16 protein-coding genes are annotated in these 15,002 nt (G+C 64.9%); 4 read left to right on the top strand and 12 right to left on the bottom strand.

Going from position 1 to position 15,002, the window contains the following annotated elements; all coding sequences use genetic code 11:
* Positions 1–54: 54 nt before the first annotated feature.
* From PWP93_RS18060 to PWP93_RS18050, 3 genes are all read right to left on the bottom strand, one after another.
* On the bottom strand, positions 55–1,224 hold the full coding sequence (locus PWP93_RS18060; protein ID WP_421045379.1) for a DUF2242 domain-containing protein: 1,170 nt from the start codon (positions 1,222–1,224) through the stop codon (positions 55–57).
* A 139-nt stretch (positions 1,225–1,363) separates the two neighbouring features.
* Positions 1,364–2,755, bottom strand: coding sequence for an APC family permease (locus PWP93_RS18055; protein WP_421026191.1), 1,392 nt, complete (start codon positions 2,753–2,755; stop codon positions 1,364–1,366).
* A gap of 138 nt (positions 2,756–2,893) precedes the next feature.
* A complete protein-coding gene (locus PWP93_RS18050; RefSeq protein ID WP_421045378.1) occupies positions 2,894–3,736 on the bottom strand; it encodes a carbon-nitrogen hydrolase family protein in 843 nt (280 codons plus the stop codon).
* A gap of 100 nt (positions 3,737–3,836) precedes the next feature.
* Between PWP93_RS18050 and PWP93_RS18045 the strand changes: the two genes are divergently transcribed.
* Positions 3,837–4,679 (top strand): response regulator transcription factor, encoded by an 843-nt coding sequence (locus tag PWP93_RS18045; RefSeq protein WP_421045377.1) that lies wholly within the window; start codon positions 3,837–3,839, stop codon positions 4,677–4,679.
* Between the two features lie 38 nt (positions 4,680–4,717).
* On the opposite strand, the gene PWP93_RS18040 is transcribed toward PWP93_RS18045, so the two are convergent.
* From PWP93_RS18040 to PWP93_RS18015, 6 genes are all read right to left on the bottom strand, one after another.
* Entirely contained in the window at positions 4,718–5,131 is a 414-nt protein-coding gene (locus PWP93_RS18040; RefSeq protein ID WP_421045376.1) for a rubredoxin, read from the bottom strand.
* A gap of 36 nt (positions 5,132–5,167) precedes the next feature.
* The gene (locus PWP93_RS18035) at positions 5,168–5,296 is read right to left on the bottom strand and encodes a hypothetical protein (protein ID WP_421026188.1); all 129 of its coding nucleotides are present in this window, start codon (positions 5,294–5,296) and stop codon (positions 5,168–5,170) included.
* A 252-nt stretch (positions 5,297–5,548) separates the two neighbouring features.
* Complete coding sequence (locus PWP93_RS18030; RefSeq protein ID WP_421045375.1) at positions 5,549–6,106, bottom strand: FUSC family protein; 558 nt, start codon at positions 6,104–6,106, stop codon at positions 5,549–5,551.
* A gap of 130 nt (positions 6,107–6,236) precedes the next feature.
* On the bottom strand, positions 6,237–7,601 hold the full coding sequence (locus PWP93_RS18025; RefSeq protein ID WP_421045374.1) for an aspartate aminotransferase family protein: 1,365 nt from the start codon (positions 7,599–7,601) through the stop codon (positions 6,237–6,239).
* Between the two features lie 75 nt (positions 7,602–7,676).
* The gene (locus tag PWP93_RS18020; protein WP_421026185.1) at positions 7,677–8,090 is read right to left on the bottom strand and encodes a DoxX family protein; all 414 of its coding nucleotides are present in this window, start codon (positions 8,088–8,090) and stop codon (positions 7,677–7,679) included.
* Between the two features lie 94 nt (positions 8,091–8,184).
* Positions 8,185–8,910, bottom strand: coding sequence for a pirin family protein (locus tag PWP93_RS18015; RefSeq protein WP_421026184.1), 726 nt, complete (start codon positions 8,908–8,910; stop codon positions 8,185–8,187).
* Positions 8,911–9,026: 116 nt separating this feature from the next.
* Between PWP93_RS18015 and PWP93_RS18010 the strand changes: the two genes are divergently transcribed.
* The 3 genes from PWP93_RS18010 to ahpF all read left to right on the top strand — a co-directional run bounded on the left by PWP93_RS18010 (position 9,027) and on the right by ahpF (position 12,603).
* Complete coding sequence (locus PWP93_RS18010; RefSeq protein ID WP_421026183.1) at positions 9,027–9,935, top strand: LysR substrate-binding domain-containing protein; 909 nt, start codon at positions 9,027–9,029, stop codon at positions 9,933–9,935.
* A gap of 335 nt (positions 9,936–10,270) precedes the next feature.
* Positions 10,271–10,834 (top strand): alkyl hydroperoxide reductase subunit C, encoded by a 564-nt coding sequence (gene ahpC, locus PWP93_RS18005; protein WP_035527993.1) that lies wholly within the window; start codon positions 10,271–10,273, stop codon positions 10,832–10,834.
* A 182-nt stretch (positions 10,835–11,016) separates the two neighbouring features.
* Positions 11,017–12,603 (top strand): alkyl hydroperoxide reductase subunit F, encoded by a 1,587-nt coding sequence (ahpF, locus tag PWP93_RS18000; RefSeq protein WP_421045373.1) that lies wholly within the window; start codon positions 11,017–11,019, stop codon positions 12,601–12,603.
* A gap of 120 nt (positions 12,604–12,723) precedes the next feature.
* On the opposite strand, the gene PWP93_RS17995 is transcribed toward ahpF, so the two are convergent.
* From PWP93_RS17995 to oxlT, 3 genes are all read right to left on the bottom strand, one after another.
* On the bottom strand, positions 12,724–13,008 hold the full coding sequence (locus PWP93_RS17995) for a HigA family addiction module antitoxin (protein WP_421026181.1): 285 nt from the start codon (positions 13,006–13,008) through the stop codon (positions 12,724–12,726).
* A 14-nt stretch (positions 13,009–13,022) separates the two neighbouring features.
* The gene (locus PWP93_RS17990) at positions 13,023–13,229 is read right to left on the bottom strand and encodes a type II toxin-antitoxin system RelE/ParE family toxin (RefSeq protein WP_421046109.1); all 207 of its coding nucleotides are present in this window, start codon (positions 13,227–13,229) and stop codon (positions 13,023–13,025) included.
* A gap of 196 nt (positions 13,230–13,425) precedes the next feature.
* On the bottom strand, positions 13,426–14,760 hold the full coding sequence (gene oxlT / locus PWP93_RS17985) for an oxalate/formate MFS antiporter (RefSeq protein WP_421045372.1): 1,335 nt from the start codon (positions 14,758–14,760) through the stop codon (positions 13,426–13,428).
* Positions 14,761–15,002: the final 242 nt, after the last annotated feature.

The raw sequence follows: 15,002 nt of genomic DNA, 5'->3' as shown, positions 1-15,002 counted from the left end.
GGTGGGATTCGGGCGCTGCGTCCGGACGCCGGGGAGGCGTGCGGATCGGGCCGCTCAGGGCGCCCTGGCTGCGGTTGGAGCCGAGCCGGAAACCGGAGCGCTGGCGGAGCTGATCGCCGCTGACGAGGCCGCTGCCGCGCTTTGAGCACCGCGGGCGGGTGCCGGTGCCGTGGCGGCCGATGCCGATGCCGCTGCGGGCTGTACGGCTGTTTGCGTCGGCGTTGCCGAAGCCGCCGAGGCAGGCACGGCAGCGGTGCTTGTCGCAGCGGCGGCCGATGCTGCCGGAGCCGACGCCGCCGACCCAGCAGGAGCCGATGCCGCCGCCGGCAGCACCGGCGTGAGCAACGTCGCCTCCGATGCGGGCGATGCCGGGAAGACCGCATGCACACCGCTTGCGGCGGCGATGGGCGCGGCCGCGTGCGTGGTTGCTTGCACGGGCATTGCGCTCGTTGCCGGCGTCGGGCTCGACACGGAGGTATGCAGCACGGTCGCGCCAGTCACCGCAGCCGCCGCTGCAGCGGCAGCCGCCGCCGCTGGCGCGGTCGAAGCGCCCGGCGCTGCCATGTTCACCATCGTTGTATCGGGCTCGAGTTGCAGCGGCGTAGCCTTGATATTGCCGCCCGGCACCGGCTCGCTGCGCGCGACGCCGCCCAGATAGCGCCCCACGAGACCGAAGAAGCGCTTGTAGAACTCGGTCGACTGAACCGTCTCGCTCGAGACCTTGACCATTTCGTCGCTGTTCGAGTGGATCGGCAGCGAGACCGACCCGAGAATCGACAACCCCACGCTCGCCGAGGTCGCGCTCTTCTTGAGCGCATAGCCGTTCTGCACGGCGTTGACGTACAGCATGCTCGTGTTCGTGGCGTCGGCCGGCGTGCACACCACGTGCACCTCCACGACGATGTGCTGGTCGACGGACGGCTGGAAATTCTTGGTGGCGTCGACGGTGTCGTTGCGCGTCATCGTCGTCATGTAGCCCTGGCTCAGCAGCGCGCGGCGCGATGCCTCGCAGGCATCGCTGCTGGCATAGTTGAAGCCGTGCGAGAACGGGCTTGGAGCGCTGCTCAGCAGCTGGTCATCCCGAAACGCCGGTGTGGGCGACGAGCATGCACTGAGGGCGGCAGCAAGCGGAATCAGCAGAAACGGAACGACTTTTGAAATACGGGGCATGGTGCGTACGAACGAGGCGGCGAGCGCGCCGGCAAACGAGAGAACGGCATGCATTGTAGTGCGGTTCGGGTCCGCGTGACTGAAGCGGCTGTTTGACCCCGACCCCGCAATCGCGATCGCACGCGGCCCCAAAAACAAAAAACGGGCTGTCGCGCGCAGCGAAGCCCGTGTCGATATGGCGCGATGCGCGCGCTTACACGGCCATTTCCGGCGGCGCGCGGCGCAAGCACCGCGTGATCCAGCCGAGATACGCAAGGCCGAGCACGAACCAGATCACGCCGAGCGCGATGGCGGTTTTCTCGAGGCTGCACAGCAGCCAAATATCGGTGATCGCGCCGATCAGCGGGAACACCAGGCCACCCAGGAAGCCGAAGCCGCGCGTGCCGGCGGCGCCGCCCAGGTATTGGCGGATCACGCACAGGTTCACCGAGGTGAACGCAAGGAACGCGCCGAAGTTGATGAACGAAGTGGACGTGGCCACGTCGAGCTTCAGCGCGATCAGGCCGATCGCGCCGGCAATCGCGATGTTGATGGCGGGCGTGCGAAAGCGCGGGTGGATGAAGCCGAAGATCGACTTGGGCAGCACTTCGTCGCGGCCCATTGCGTAGAGCAGGCGTCCCACGCTCGCCTGCGCCGAGATGCCCGAGGCGAACTGCGCGAGGATCAGGCCGGCGAGGAAGATCGTCACGAAAATGTCACCGCCTACTTTGCGCGCGATTTCGAACGCAGCCGAATCGGGGTCCTTGAACACGGCGCCCGGATGTGCGAGCTGCAACGTGTACGCGGCGATCACGAAGATCGCGCCGCCCAGCAGCGCGATCAGCACGATGGCGCGCGGAATGTTCTTTTCCGGCTCGATGGTTTCTTCGGTGAGCGTGGAGACGGCGTCGAAGCCGAGATACGAATACGCGGCGATGGCCGCGCCAGCCATCGTGGCCGAAAGCGGCACGTGCGGCTGGAAGAACGGCTGCGCGGCGAGCAGGCCGCCGGGGCCGGCCGCGGCCGCCGCGTAGTGCAGGCACAGCACGACGAAGATGGCGGCAATGCCGAGCTGCACGATCATCAGCACGATGTTGAAGCGCGCTGCGAGTTCGATGCCGATGATGTTCAGGCCGCTCGTGAGCACGATGAACGCGACGATCCAGATCCACGCGCTCACGTGCGGAAACGCGGCGCCCAGGTAGGCCGCGCCGATCAGCCAGATCACCATCGGCAAGAAGAAGTAGTCGAGCAGGGTGGCCCAGCCGATCATGAAGCCCATGTGCGCATTGAAGCTCTTGCGCGTGTAGGTGTAGGCCGAGCCGGCCACCGGGAACAGGCGCGCGAGCTTGCCATAGCTGAGCGCCGTGAACACGATCGCGATGAGCGCGATGAGATAGGCGAGCGCGGCAGTGTCCTGGCTCGCGCCCGCGAGCACGCCATAAGTGCCGTAGACGATCAGCGGCGCCATGTAGGCGAGGCCGAACAGGAGCACGGAGGGCAGGCCGAGCGTGCGCTTGAGATGCGGTTCGCGCGCGTGGCTTGCCACGCTTGCGCCGTTCGTGCCGTGGGTGCCGTGTTCAGCCGGTGTTGCGGAAGGCTTCATGATGCAGGTGTCTCCTGAGTGCTGCGGGTGTAGTCCGCGCGCGAGCGTGCGTGCCGCCCCGGCGGGGCAGCGCACGCTGCGTGGCTTCGATCGTTTGCTGGTGGCTTGTCGGCTGCGCTGGCCGCTGGCGCTGCGCGCTCAGCGGCTCGTGCGGGCGCGGATGTTGAGCGAGCGGCGGCCCTGCGCGTCGTTTTCATCGGCGAGATTCAGCGCGACGCGCGCATCGTGCAGATAGCTGTAATGCTCGCGGCTTTGCGCGAGCAGCGCGCGGTCCACGGTCACGGGCAGGACCGCGTCGTCGCTCTCGAGCTCGGCCAGCACGTCGCCGAACGGGCTGATGAGCGCCGATTCGCCGGGGAACGTGAGGTTGTCGTCGCCGTCGCCGGTGCGGTTCACGAGCGCTGCGAATGCCTGGTTTTCCATCGCACGCGCGACAATGGCGCGGCGGTGCACCGGGCCGAACGGATCCATGTTGCCGTTGGTGACGATCAGCATTTCCGCGCCGAGCACGCCGAGCGCACGCGCGGGTTCCGGAAACTCGATGTCGTAGCAGATCAGCAGGCCCACGGTCATGCCCTTGAATTCGCAGACCTCGAAACGGTCGCCGGGCGTGAAGACGCCGACGTCGGTGGCCCACAGGTGGGTCTTGCGATAACGCAGCGCGATTTCGCCGCGTTCGTCGATCAGGACGGTGGTGTTGTAGAAGCGCTCGTTGTCGCCGCTGTCACGCTCAGCAAGACCCACGGCCACCGCCACCTGGGCGTTGCGCGCGGCGTCGCGCACGGCGCAAAGCGAGGGGCCGGAGAGCGTCTCGGCCACGTCGCGCACGCGCTCGCGGGTGGGAAAGCCGGTGAGCGTGGCTTCGGGGAACACCATCAGGTCGGTACCCGCACGGCGCTTGCCGATCGCATCGAGCGTGCGCGCCAGATTGGGCGCGACGACGCCGTCAACGAGGGGAATTTGTGCGAGTTCGAGTTGCATGCCTGTCTCCTTGTGCCGCGCGAGCGTAATGAGCGGCTATTATCACCACGTTATTTTTGCTCGGAAATCACCCTGCAGGGGTACCCTGACCGGAGGAACCATGGAACTCGACTGGCAAGATCGCGCGTTCCATCACCGTATCGCGACGCTCATCGACGCCCTCGACGGTCCCGAATTCTGGACCCGCATGACGCGCGTGATCGAGCGGTTCGTCGCTTTCGACAACTGGGTCGCGCTCGTCTTCATGCGCGATCGCGCACCGCTCGTCTGCGCCGAGTCGCCGATGCCCGACGGCACCGTGGATCTCTTGTTCCGCGCGTATCTGGAGGGCATGTACCAGCTCGATCCCTTCTATATCCACGCCTGCGAAAAGCCGCGCGCGGGGCTCGTCACGCTTGCCGAAGTCGCGCCTGATAACTTCCGCATGACGGACTACTACCAGCGCTATTTCAGGAGCAACATCATCGGCGACGAAGTGCAGTTCAATCACCCGCTCGATGCGCGCCGCACGCTGATTTTCTCGCTGGGCGCAACGCGCCATTACACCGAGCGCGATATTGCGATGTTCGCGATGTTTGCGCCGTGGGTGATGGCGTTGATGCGGCAGCGGCTGCCTTATGAGACGTTCTCGATGCCCGAGTCGGGTGAGGCGGATGCAGGCGCGCCGCGCGCCGAGACGACGGCGGCAGGCAACACGGATTACGCGAGCCGCTTCGAAGCGGTGGCGCGACAAAGCGGCCGCACGCCGCTCACGGCGCGCGAGATCGAAGTGGTGCGCCAGAGTCTTTCGGGATTTTCGACGCGCGCGATTGCCGAGCGGCTCGACATCTCGTTCGAGACCGTGCGTGCGCACAAGAAACATATTTACGCGAAGCTCGGCGTTAGTTCGCAGTCTGAACTATTTGCGCTGTTCTACGAGCCGCTGGGACGTGAAGGCGGATAGCGGTGTGAGCGCATGAACGCTCACACATGGCGGGTTCCTCAGAACTCGACCAGCGCGAAATCTTCCTTGCCCACGTCGCACAGCGGGCAGCGCCAGTCGTCGGGCACGTCGGTCCAGCGCGTGCCGGGGGCGAGGCCGTCGTCGGGGGCGCCGGCGGCTTCGTCGTACACCCAGCCGCAGATCACGCAGACCCATTGCTTTAAGGCTTGATCGGACTGAGTAGCGTGTGCCGCGCTTGCGGTGGCGGCATCCGCTCGAGGCTCGCGCGGCGCGTCGAGCGCCACGACGAGCGGCGCCGAAGTGGCTTCGCGCGCGGCCAGCTTTGCTTGCAGCGTGTCGAGCAGCGCGGCGGCTTCCGCGGCGGTGAGATCGATCCAGTAGGGATCGCCTGCGCCATCGTTCAGGCGCTCGGGTGAGAACTGGATTTCGAGGGCGACGCCTTTCTTGTACATAAGCGAAAACCTTGAAGCGTGCGGCCGGTGCGGCGCTTAGGCGAAGTGCTGGAGCACGAGCGAGACCGCGATGCCGCCGAACGCGATCAGCGCGAGCATCTGCAAAAGCGAGATGGATTTGCGTGCGGTCGTGGCGGCGGGGACGGATTGACGGTTCGAGTTCATGGCGTGCGATGCGATTGGGTGTTGCGGGTGCGTGACTTGGGCGTTGGGTGCGCCAGGATTGGCGCAGCCGGCAAGTTTCGCACGATTTCGCATCCGGGGGGACGATTGCGCGCAATTCGCGCGCACGGGTCGTACCCCCCCGAGGCTGCCTGTGCGGCCCGCACTGGCATTGAGCACGGTGGCCCTGATTATCGCCGCTCCTGCGCCGAATATTGCGAAGCGTGCGAAGAGAGATTTTCTCGCGAGGGTTGCCTAAGCATGCAGCCAGCGCCGCTCGAAATACGAAAACCCCCAGCATACGGGCAAGGCGCAAGCCATGCCGATCGCCACCTCGGCCACGCGAAAGAGTGCGACATCCCACACGGGGCCGTGGCTGGGTACGAGGAGCACGATGGTGGTGGTGGTGGCGCCAAGCCGCGCGGCGGTGCTCACGCGCAGGCACCAGCAGGAAACGATCACCACGGCCACCGCCACGAGATACACCGCCATGTTCTCCGGCCCGAGCGTGGCCGCCACGAAGCCCACAATGCCGCCGGAGATCGCGCCGATGAACTGGTCGCGCGACTGCGTGAGCGTATCGGCGTAATCGTGCTGCGTGACGGCGATGGCGGTGATCGCCGCCCAGAACGCCTGCTCGGTATGCAGCGCGCGGCCGATGCTGTAGGCGAGGCCCGCGCCGCAAACGGCGCGCAGCGCCATGAGCATGCCTTGCGCGGCGCGGCTCTTGAGCGGCAGGTGTTTGAGCGCGCTCAGCGCGGATTGCTGCAGCGAGGAAAAATAGCCGAAGAGATTTTCTTGCGGATCGTGCATCGGGTTTGATCGGCTCGAAGGCCGATTTGAAAGCGAATTTGAAGGCGGCCCTGAGAGCTGGGCGCGCGGCGCGCCCGCCTGGTCGTCAAGGATATCAATTTCGCATGCAAGGTCAGCACGCCGCGCTTCTTTACGACGCGCACAGCTCCTCGAGGCACGCATCGAATGCGCCGATCAGGCGCTCGACATCGGCTTCGGTGGTATCGGGGCACACGAGCATCATGTTGTGAAACGGCGTGATGAGCACGCCCCGGTTGAGCAGATACAGATGGATGACTTGCTCGAACTCGTCATTCATCGCGGCGCGCGCCTCGCTGCCATTGCGCGGCGGGGTGGCGCAGAACTGGAACTCGCTGCGCGCGCCCACGCGCGTCACGCACCACGGCAGCGCATGGCGCGCGATCGTTGCCGCGAGGCCCTGTGCGAGGCGCTCGGCGAGCGCGAACATCCGCGCATAGGCCGCTTCGGTCATGACTTCGTCGAGCGTCGCGCGCATCGCGCTCATCGATAGCGCGTTCGCCGTGAGCGTCGTGCCGATGCCCGAGTGGCCCGGCGGCGCGTCAAGCTTCGCTTTTTGCGCACGCGCGGCGAGTTCGGCGGAAAAGCCGTACACCGCGCACGGCACGCCGCCGCCCACGGGCTTGCCGAGCACGAAGAGGTCGGGCTCGATGCCGTGCTCGCACGCATAGCCGCGCGGCCCGCTGCTGATGGTGTGCGTTTCGTCGATCAGCAGCAGCGTGCCGTGGCGCTTCATGAGCGCTTGCGCGTCGCGCCAGAAACCGGGATCGGGCAGCACCATGCCCACGTTGGTCATGGCGGGCTCGGCCAGCACGCAGGCCACTTTGTCATCGGCGAGCGCGCGCCCGAGCGCGTCGAGGTCGTTGAACTCCACCACGCGCGTGTGCGGCAGCAGGTCGTGCACCTGGCCCAGCAGGCTCGCGCGCTGCGTGGGCCGGCCATCGACGAGGTCGACGAAGACGTCGTCCACGGTGCCGTGATAGCAGCCGTTGAACACGACGATCGTGTTGCGCCCGGTGGCCGCGCGCGCCCAGCGCAGTGCGAAGCGGTTGGCGTCGCTCGCGGTCATGGCGAACTGCCAGTACGGCAGGCCGAAGCGCTGCGCGAGCGCCGTGCTCACGGCTACGGCGTCTTCGCCGGGCAGCATGGTGGTGAAGCCGCGCTGCGCCTGGCGCGCGAGCGCCTGGGCGACGGCGGGCGGTGCGTGGCCGAACATCGCGCCCGTGTCGCCGAGGCAGAAGTCGATGTAGCGGTGCCCGTCCACGTCGGTGAAGGCTGCGCCGCGCGCCGCATCCACATAGAGCGAAAACGGCGTGGGCCAGTCGTTCATCCAGTGCAGCGGCACGCCGAACAGCAGATGCTGCGCGGCTTGCACGGAGAGGGCTTGCGACTTCGGGCGCGCGGCGACAAAGGCATCACGCTCGCGTGCCAGGATGCGCTGCGCGCGCTCCCGGTTCACGCCTTGGCGGTCTTGCATGGATGCTTCCTCGAGGATGGAGTTGCGCCGATCCTCGCATGCACCCGCACCGTAGTAAATTCGGGCGCGCCCGCCTTACTTCCTGTCGATCGAGAACTTCCCCGGACCTGCCACGGCGAGTGCGATCAGGCCGCCCGCGATGCTCATGTTCTTGTAGAAGTTGATCATGTTCGCCATCTGCTCCATGCCGGTCATGGTCCAGAAGTGATGGCCGATGAACGCGGTGGCGACAGTGTAGATCGCCAGCAGCACGGCCAGCGGTCGCGTGAAGAAGCCCACGAGCAGCAGGATGCCCACCACGAGCTCCATGACGACCGCGATGACCGCCGAGAGCATCGGTATCGGCGCGCCTTCGTGCGCCATGAAGTCGACGGTGCCGGCAAACCCGGTGATCTTGGACCAGCCGAACAGGATGAAGAGCGAGGTCAGCAGGACGCGAGAGACGAGCAGGGCGAGGTCGTTGCCCTGGCCGAAGAGGTTGTATCGCATTGTATTTCTCCGAAGACGTTGAAGCGGGTTGTTTGTTTTGTTGCCCGTGTCGGCCGCGCGGCCCGCCGCCTGGCGGCGGCCGCGCTAGCACTGATTACGACCAGAGTTCCGACACCTCGATATTACGCAGATCGAACACCAGCACCTCGGCATCGTGTCCGTCGCTGAAGGTCAGCTCGCGCTCGGAGCGGATCCGCGCGCCGTCGCCTTCGCCCAGTTCCACGCCGTTGACCTTCACGCTGCCGCGCGCCACGTGCACATAGGCGTAGCGGTCCGCGCCGATCTCGAGCGTTGCGCTCTGCGCGCCGTCGAAGCGGCCCGCATAGACCCGCGCGTCCTGGCGCAGCTCCAGCGACTCGGCAGCGCCGTCCGGCGAGAGAACCAGGCGCAGCTTGCCACGCTTTTCCGCATCCGCAATGTGCTTCTGCTGATAGCGCGGCTGCGCGCCCTTCACGTTCGGCGCAATCCAGATTTGCAGGAAGTGCACCGGCTGTTCGGCCGAGTGGTTGAACTCGCTATGCGCGACGCCGGTGCCCGCGCTCATCAGCTGCACGTCGCCGGGGACGATCACCGAGCCGGTGCCCATCGAGTCCTTGTGCTCGAGCCCCCCTTCCAGCACGTACGAGAAGATTTCCATGTCGCGGTGCGGATGCTTGCCGAAGCCGCGCCCCGGGGCTACGCGGTCGTCGTTGATCACGAGCAGGTCCGAGAAGCCGATCTGCTTCGGGTCGTAGTAGTTCGCGAACGAAAACGTGTGGCGCGAGCTGAGCCAGCCATGTTCGCCGCGGCCGCGTTGGTCTGCTTTGCGAAGTTCGATCATGTTCGTTTCTCCGTTGGTTCCGATGTTCGGTTGCGATGGAGACAGTTTAGGTCAACCCATGCGATACGGAGCGTCGTAAAATACGACTCACTGTCATATTGAAGTGGACAATTGCCATGCAACTCGATGACATGCGGATCTTTGTCAGCGCCGTGGAGGCGGGCAGCTTCACGGCGGCGGCCAACCGGCTGCGGCTCTCGAAGCAATTCGTGAGCCGCCGCGTGGCCGCGCTGGAAGCCGATCTCGGCGCGCGGCTGCTGGTGCGCAATACGCGCAAGCTGGCCGCGACGGACCTCGGCCAGGAGTTCCACGAGCGCGCGAAGCGCATCCTCGCCGAGGTGGCCGACACGGAGCAGGCCATGTCGGCGCGCCGCTCGGAGCCGCGCGGCCTGCTCAAGGTGAGCGCGCCGATGTCGTTCGGCATGGCGCATCTCTCGCCGCTCGTCGCCGAATTCCTGCGCGCGCATCCCGACGTGCACTTCGACATGGACCTGAGCGACCGCAGCGTCGACGTGATCGGCGAGGGCTTCGACATGGCGCTGCGCATCGGAAGGCTCTCCGATTCCACGCTGATCGCCCAGAGGCTCATCGACGTGCGCATGATCGCCTGCTGCAGCCCCGGCTACCGGCGCCGGCACCGCGAGCCGCAAACGCCCGCCGATCTCGCGCAGCACGCCTGCCTGCCATACGGGCAGCAGGGGCGCGCGTCATGGGACTTCATGATCGACGGGGTGCGCACGCCGTTCGAGGTGCGCGGGCCGCTGCGGGCCAACAACGGCGAGGTGATTCGCGATGCAGCGGTGGCGGGCCTCGGCATTTGCTATCTGCCGGACTTCATCGTGGCAGGATCGGTTGATGCGGGGTTGCTGGTGGAGGTGCTCGAAGCGTTCATGCCGCCGCCCAACGCGCTGCACGCGCTGTATCCGCAGCACCGCGAAGCTTCCGTGACCATCCGCGCATTTACGCAATTTCTGCGCGAACGTCTGGCAGCTCGCGCGGCAACCGCGCGCGGCGGTGCGCTTTGATGCGCAATCCGCGGGGATTCGGCGCACCGGTCTTGTGATTTGCCGGTTGCGCCCGCATCTGAAGGATGGCCGCCCCGGCGGCACTGCCCGGTATATCGGGCAGATGAGGTGGGATGTCGCAATTTCGTTGTATGCTCACCGCCCCGAGGGTTGCTCACGCTGCCTCGATGCGGGCGTGGAACGCCGTGCTGGCGGGCTTGGGGGTCCAATCAGGGCTTCTATGAGGCTCGATAGGCATGGTTTATCCCGGCGATCAATGTAATCAATTTTTCAAATGGCCGTGATTCCCGTAATCTACGTCCATCCCTTTCCAACCCAGAGCGAGGAAACAACTGATGTCTCTCATCAACACGCAAGTCAAGCCGTTCAAGGCCACCGCATTCCACAATGGCAAGTTCGTTCCGGTCTCTGAAGAGAACTTCCTGGGCAAGTGGTCCGTGGTCGTGTTCTACCCGGCCGACTTCACTTTCGTGTGCCCGACCGAACTCGGCGATCTGGCCGACCAGTACGCGGAATTCCAGAAGCTGGGCGTTGAAATCTACGGCGTGTCGACCGACACGCACTTCACGCACAAGGCATGGCACGACACGTCGGAAACCATCGCCAAGATCAAGTACCCGCTCGTCGGCGACCCGACCGGCGCGCTCACGCGCAACTTCGACGTGATGATCGAAGAAGAAGGCCTGGCACTGCGCGGCACGTTCGTGATCAACCCGCAAGGCGAGATCAAGCTGTGCGAAATCCACGACAACGGCATCGGCCGTGACGCCAAGGAACTGCTGCGCAAGGTTCAGGCTGCCCAGTACGTTGCGGCTCACCCGGGCGAAGTGTGCCCCGCCAAGTGGACGCCGGGCGCTGAAACGCTCAAGCCGTCGCTCGACCTCGTCGGCAAGATCTAAGCGTCGATGTTCGATGCGGTCGCCCTGACCGCATGACGCTGAAAATCGCACTGAGCTGTACAACCGGGCCGCACCCTCGTGGCTTGCGGCCCGGAAGCCTTGCTGCAAAGCTCAAAAGGCTTTGTTATCGCCAGGCATTAGTTAGCATTCCAACGCTTCTTCTCCAGCAGAAAAAAAACGCCATGCTCGACGCCAACCTCAAAGATCAACTCAAAAACTACCTCGAAAAAGTCACGCAGTCGATCGAGATCGTTGCGTACCTGGATGACGGCGAGAAGTCGCAAGAGCTGCAGCAACTGCTGCAGGACATCGCATCGCTTTCGGATCGCATCGCGTACGAAGAGCGCCGTGGCGCCACAATTGGCGACGCGCGTACCCCTTCGTTCGAGATCAAGCGCGCGAACTCCGACGTCAAGGTGACGTTCGCGGGCATTCCGATGGGCCATGAATTCACGTCGCTCGTGCTGGCGCTGCTCCAGGTGGGCGGCCACCCGGTCAAGCTCGAGAACGAAACGATCGAACAGGTGAAGGCGCTCGACGGCGCGTTCTCGTTCGAAGTCTATATGTCGCTGTCGTGCCAGAACTGCCCGGAAGTCGTGCAGTCGATCAACGCGATGGCCGCGCTCAACCCGAACGTGCAGATCGCCACGATCGACGGCGCACTGTTCCAGGACGAAGTCGAGCAGCGCAAGATCATGGCCGTGCCGACCATCTACCTGAACGGCGAAGTGTTTGGCCAGGGCCGCATGGGCGTCGAGGAGATTCTCGCGAAGCTCGACACTGGCGCCTCGGCGCGTGCAGCAGAAAAGCTCAACCAGAAAGATATCTTCGACATGCTCATCGTCGGCGGCGGCCCCGCTGGCGCAGCGGCCGCGATTTACGCGGCGCGCAAGGGCATTCGCACCGGCGTGCTGGCCGAACGCTTCGGCGGCCAGGTGCTCGACACGATGTCGATCGAGAACTTCGTCTCGGTGCAGGAAACCGACGGGCCGAAGTTCGCCGTGGCGCTCGAGCAGCACGTGCGCGCCTACGACGTCGACATCATGAACCTGCAGCGCGCCGAAGCGCTCACCGCCGTCGGCAACGGCTTTGAAGTGCGCACCGCGAGCGGCGCGACGCTGCGTGCGAAGAGCGTAGTACTCGCCACGGGCGCGCGCTGGCGCAATGTGGATGTGCCCGGCGAGCAGGAGTACAAGAACAAGGGCGTGGCGTACTGCCCGCACTGCGACGGCCCGCTCTTCAAGGGCAAGCGCGTGGCCGTGATCGGCGGCGGCAATTCGGGCGTCGAGGCGGCCATCGACCTCGCGGGCATCGTGAGCCATGTGACGCTGCTCGAATTCGGCGCACAACTGCGTGCGGACGAGGTGCTGCAACGCAAGCTGCGCAGCCTGCCGAACGTCACCGTGCACGTGAATGCGCAGACCACGGAGGTTAGCGGCGATGGCCAGAAGGTCACCGGCCTCGCGTATCTCGACCGCAACACGGGCGAGAAGCATCGCGTCGAACTCGAAGGCGTGTTCGTGCAGATCGGCCTCGTGCCGAACACCGAATTCCTCAAGGGCACGGTGGCGCTTTCGAAGCATGGCGAGATCGAAGTGGACGCGAAGGGCCAGACCTCGGTGCCGGGAGTATTCGCCGCCGGCGACGTGACGACGGTGCCGTTCAAGCAGATCGTGATCGCCGTGGGCGAGGGCGCGAAGGCCTCGCTGAGTGCGTTCGATTATCTGATCCGTTCGTCGGTGGAGCAGGAAGAAGAAGCGGTTGCGTAAATTTGCCTGCGAAGGCATGCAGCATCATGGAAAACGCCGGCGTCTACTCAGATCGCCGGCGTTTTTTCGTGCGTTTTCTTTCGTCTAGCCGTTGAGCCGTTGTCGTGCGGACACGGCTGCTCACGCTGCCAGACGCTGCAAATCGGTCAGTTTCACGTGCTTCGCGGCTTCTTCGAGATCGTAGTCTGTCTGCAAGCTCATCCAGAACTGCGGCGTCGTGCCAAAAACGAAGGACAGCCGCAGCGCCGTGTCGGCAGTGACGCTGCGCTCACCATGCACGATCTCGTTAATGCGGCGCGGTGGAACGCTCATGGCGCGGGCCACTGCGTTCTGGCTCATTCCCATGGGCGTCAGAAACTCTTCCTGGAGGACGACGCCGGGATGCACGTTCGCGAGTTTTTTCATAGTCTGCGCCTCGGTTAATGGTAGTCGACGATTTCGACGTCGTATGCGTTTCCATTGCGCCAACGAAAGCACACGCGCCATTGATCGTTGATGCGGATACTGTCCTGTCCGGCTCGGTCACCCTTCAACAGCTCAAGCCTGTTCGCTGGCGGGATGCGCAAATCCGCAAGATCATGCGCCGCATGAAGCATGCGCAGCTTGCGGCGTGCGATCTGCTGCATTTCAGCAGGCAGCCGCCTCGATCTCGCCAGTCCAGATGAGTGCAGTTTCGCGGTCTTCAAAGTTTTAGATCGCCATGCCAAAGCATAACGCCACGCATCATATGACGCGTGGCGTTATGGCTATCCAGAATCTGCCTGAAGTCAAGCGATGCCTGCAAATTGCGGCGTCTCACTCCCGCTCACGTTGCGCAGCCACTCATTCCTGCACGAGCGAGTTGCGATACGAAAACCCGACTGCCGGATCAGCATGCTTCTGGCGATGCGCGTTGCGCAGCGGCTTGAGCACGAACACGGCCAGCAGTGCGGAGAGCGCCGCCATGCCCGAGGCGAGCATGAACACGGCGTGCCAGCTTCCGGTAGCCGCGGTGATCACGCTGGAGAACGGCACGAGCAGCGCAGCGGTGCCTTTCGCGGTGTAGAGCAGACCGGCGTTGGTCGCCGCGAACTTCGGGCCGAAGGTGTCGCCGCAGGTGGCGGGGAAGAGACTGTAGATCTCGCCCCACGCGAAGAACACGATACCCGTGAGCACGACGAAGGCAACCGGGCTGTGCCCGTAGCGCGAGAGCAGCACGATGCCGACGGCCTCCACGGCGAACGCGACGAACATCGTGTTCTCGCGGCCGATGCGGTCCGAGACCCAGCCGAAGAACGGCCGCGTGAGGCCGTTGAGCACACGGTCGATGGTGAGCGCGAAGGTGAGCGCGGGCAGCGTGAGGCCGAGCAGCGAGACCGGCGCGTCGTGCAGGCCGAAGTCCTTCGCGATCGGGCCGAGCTGCGCGGTCGCCATCAGTCCGCCGGCGGCCATCATCACGAACATCGCGTACATCACCCAGAAGATGGGCGAGGCGATCACCTCGCGCGGGCTCGCGTTGTAGACGGCGCTCACGCCTTGCGCGGCGTGTTTCGCGGCTTCGCCGATGGCGCGCTTCGCGGCGGCGACGCCATGCGAAGCCGGCGCCGCGAGCGCGAGGCCGAGCACGAGCACGACGATCCCTTGACCGAGACCGAACCAGAGGAACGTCGCCTCATAGCCGCTGCTCTTGATCATGTTGGCGATGGGCACGACGGTGGCCGCCGATCCTGCGCCGAAGCCCGCCGCCGTGATGCCGGCCGCGAGCCCCCGCCGGTTGGGGAACCACTTGAGCGCATTGCCGACGCAAGTGCCGTACACGGCCCCCGCACCAAGCCCGCCCACGGCCGCCGCGACATAGAGCAAGGGCAGCGACGAGGCGAACGAGTTGAGCACCCAGGCGATTGCGCACAGCAGCCCGCCGCCGACCACCACGGGGCGCGGGCCATACTTGTCGACGAGCCAGCCTTCGACCGGCACGAGCCAGGTTTCGGTGACGACGAAGATCGTGAACGCGACCTGAATCGCCGCGCGTCCCCAGTGGTACTTCTCGTTGATCGGATTGACGAACAGCGTCCAGCCGTACTGCATGTTGGCGATCATCGCCATGCAGATTACGCCGAACACGAGCTGAACCCATGGCGACGCAAAGCGCGACGCCCCTCCTTGCCGATGCTCCATCAGTGTCTCCTTATTGATGTTCCGCGAGGCCGTTTTTGCGCCTGGTTGCGGCCTTGTATCCTGTCGTTTTGCTGACAGTCGTTTACACAATATGTGATATATCAACGGAGTCAAGAGAAAGCAGTCTCAGTGTTTCCACTAACGTGGGACATTGATGAGCAGGCTTTTTGGAAGCTTTAAATCGATGCCGAAAAAGCAAAAAAAAGCCCGCAGGACAAGGCCTGGCGGGCTGAGTCATGTGC

The sequence above is a fragment of the Paraburkholderia sp. A1RI-2L genome (assembly GCF_048957375.1).
Classification (GTDB): Bacteria; Pseudomonadota; Gammaproteobacteria; order Burkholderiales; family Burkholderiaceae; genus Paraburkholderia.
Note: the sequence above shows the minus strand (reverse complement) of the source record. Positions and strands in the feature narration are given on the sequence as shown.

Coding starts and splice junctions, on each gene's coding strand:
- PWP93_RS18060 (WP_421045379.1), bottom strand. CDS start 1,224: ATGCATGCCGTTCTCTCGTTTGCCGGCGCGCTCGCCGCCTCGTTCGTA.
- PWP93_RS18055 (WP_421026191.1), bottom strand. CDS start 2,755: ATGAAGCCTTCCGCAACACCGGCTGAACACGGCACCCACGGCACGAAC.
- PWP93_RS18050 (WP_421045378.1), bottom strand. CDS start 3,736: ATGCAACTCGAACTCGCACAAATTCCCCTCGTTGACGGCGTCGTCGCG.
- PWP93_RS18045 (WP_421045377.1), top strand. CDS start 3,837: ATGGAACTCGACTGGCAAGATCGCGCGTTCCATCACCGTATCGCGACG.
- PWP93_RS18040 (WP_421045376.1), bottom strand. CDS start 5,131: ATGTACAAGAAAGGCGTCGCCCTCGAAATCCAGTTCTCACCCGAGCGC.
- PWP93_RS18035 (WP_421026188.1), bottom strand. CDS start 5,296: ATGAACTCGAACCGTCAATCCGTCCCCGCCGCCACGACCGCACGCAAA.
- PWP93_RS18030 (WP_421045375.1), bottom strand. CDS start 6,106: ATGCACGATCCGCAAGAAAATCTCTTCGGCTATTTTTCCTCGCTGCAG.
- PWP93_RS18025 (WP_421045374.1), bottom strand. CDS start 7,601: ATGCAAGACCGCCAAGGCGTGAACCGGGAGCGCGCGCAGCGCATCCTG.
- PWP93_RS18020 (WP_421026185.1), bottom strand. CDS start 8,090: ATGCGATACAACCTCTTCGGCCAGGGCAACGACCTCGCCCTGCTCGTC.
- PWP93_RS18015 (WP_421026184.1), bottom strand. CDS start 8,910: ATGATCGAACTTCGCAAAGCAGACCAACGCGGCCGCGGCGAACATGGC.
- PWP93_RS18010 (WP_421026183.1), top strand. CDS start 9,027: ATGCAACTCGATGACATGCGGATCTTTGTCAGCGCCGTGGAGGCGGGC.
- ahpC (WP_035527993.1), top strand. CDS start 10,271: ATGTCTCTCATCAACACGCAAGTCAAGCCGTTCAAGGCCACCGCATTC.
- ahpF (WP_421045373.1), top strand. CDS start 11,017: ATGCTCGACGCCAACCTCAAAGATCAACTCAAAAACTACCTCGAAAAA.
- PWP93_RS17995 (WP_421026181.1), bottom strand. CDS start 13,008: ATGAAAAAACTCGCGAACGTGCATCCCGGCGTCGTCCTCCAGGAAGAG.
- PWP93_RS17990 (WP_421046109.1), bottom strand. CDS start 13,229: ATGCAGCAGATCGCACGCCGCAAGCTGCGCATGCTTCATGCGGCGCAT.
- oxlT (WP_421045372.1), bottom strand. CDS start 14,760: ATGGAGCATCGGCAAGGAGGGGCGTCGCGCTTTGCGTCGCCATGGGTT.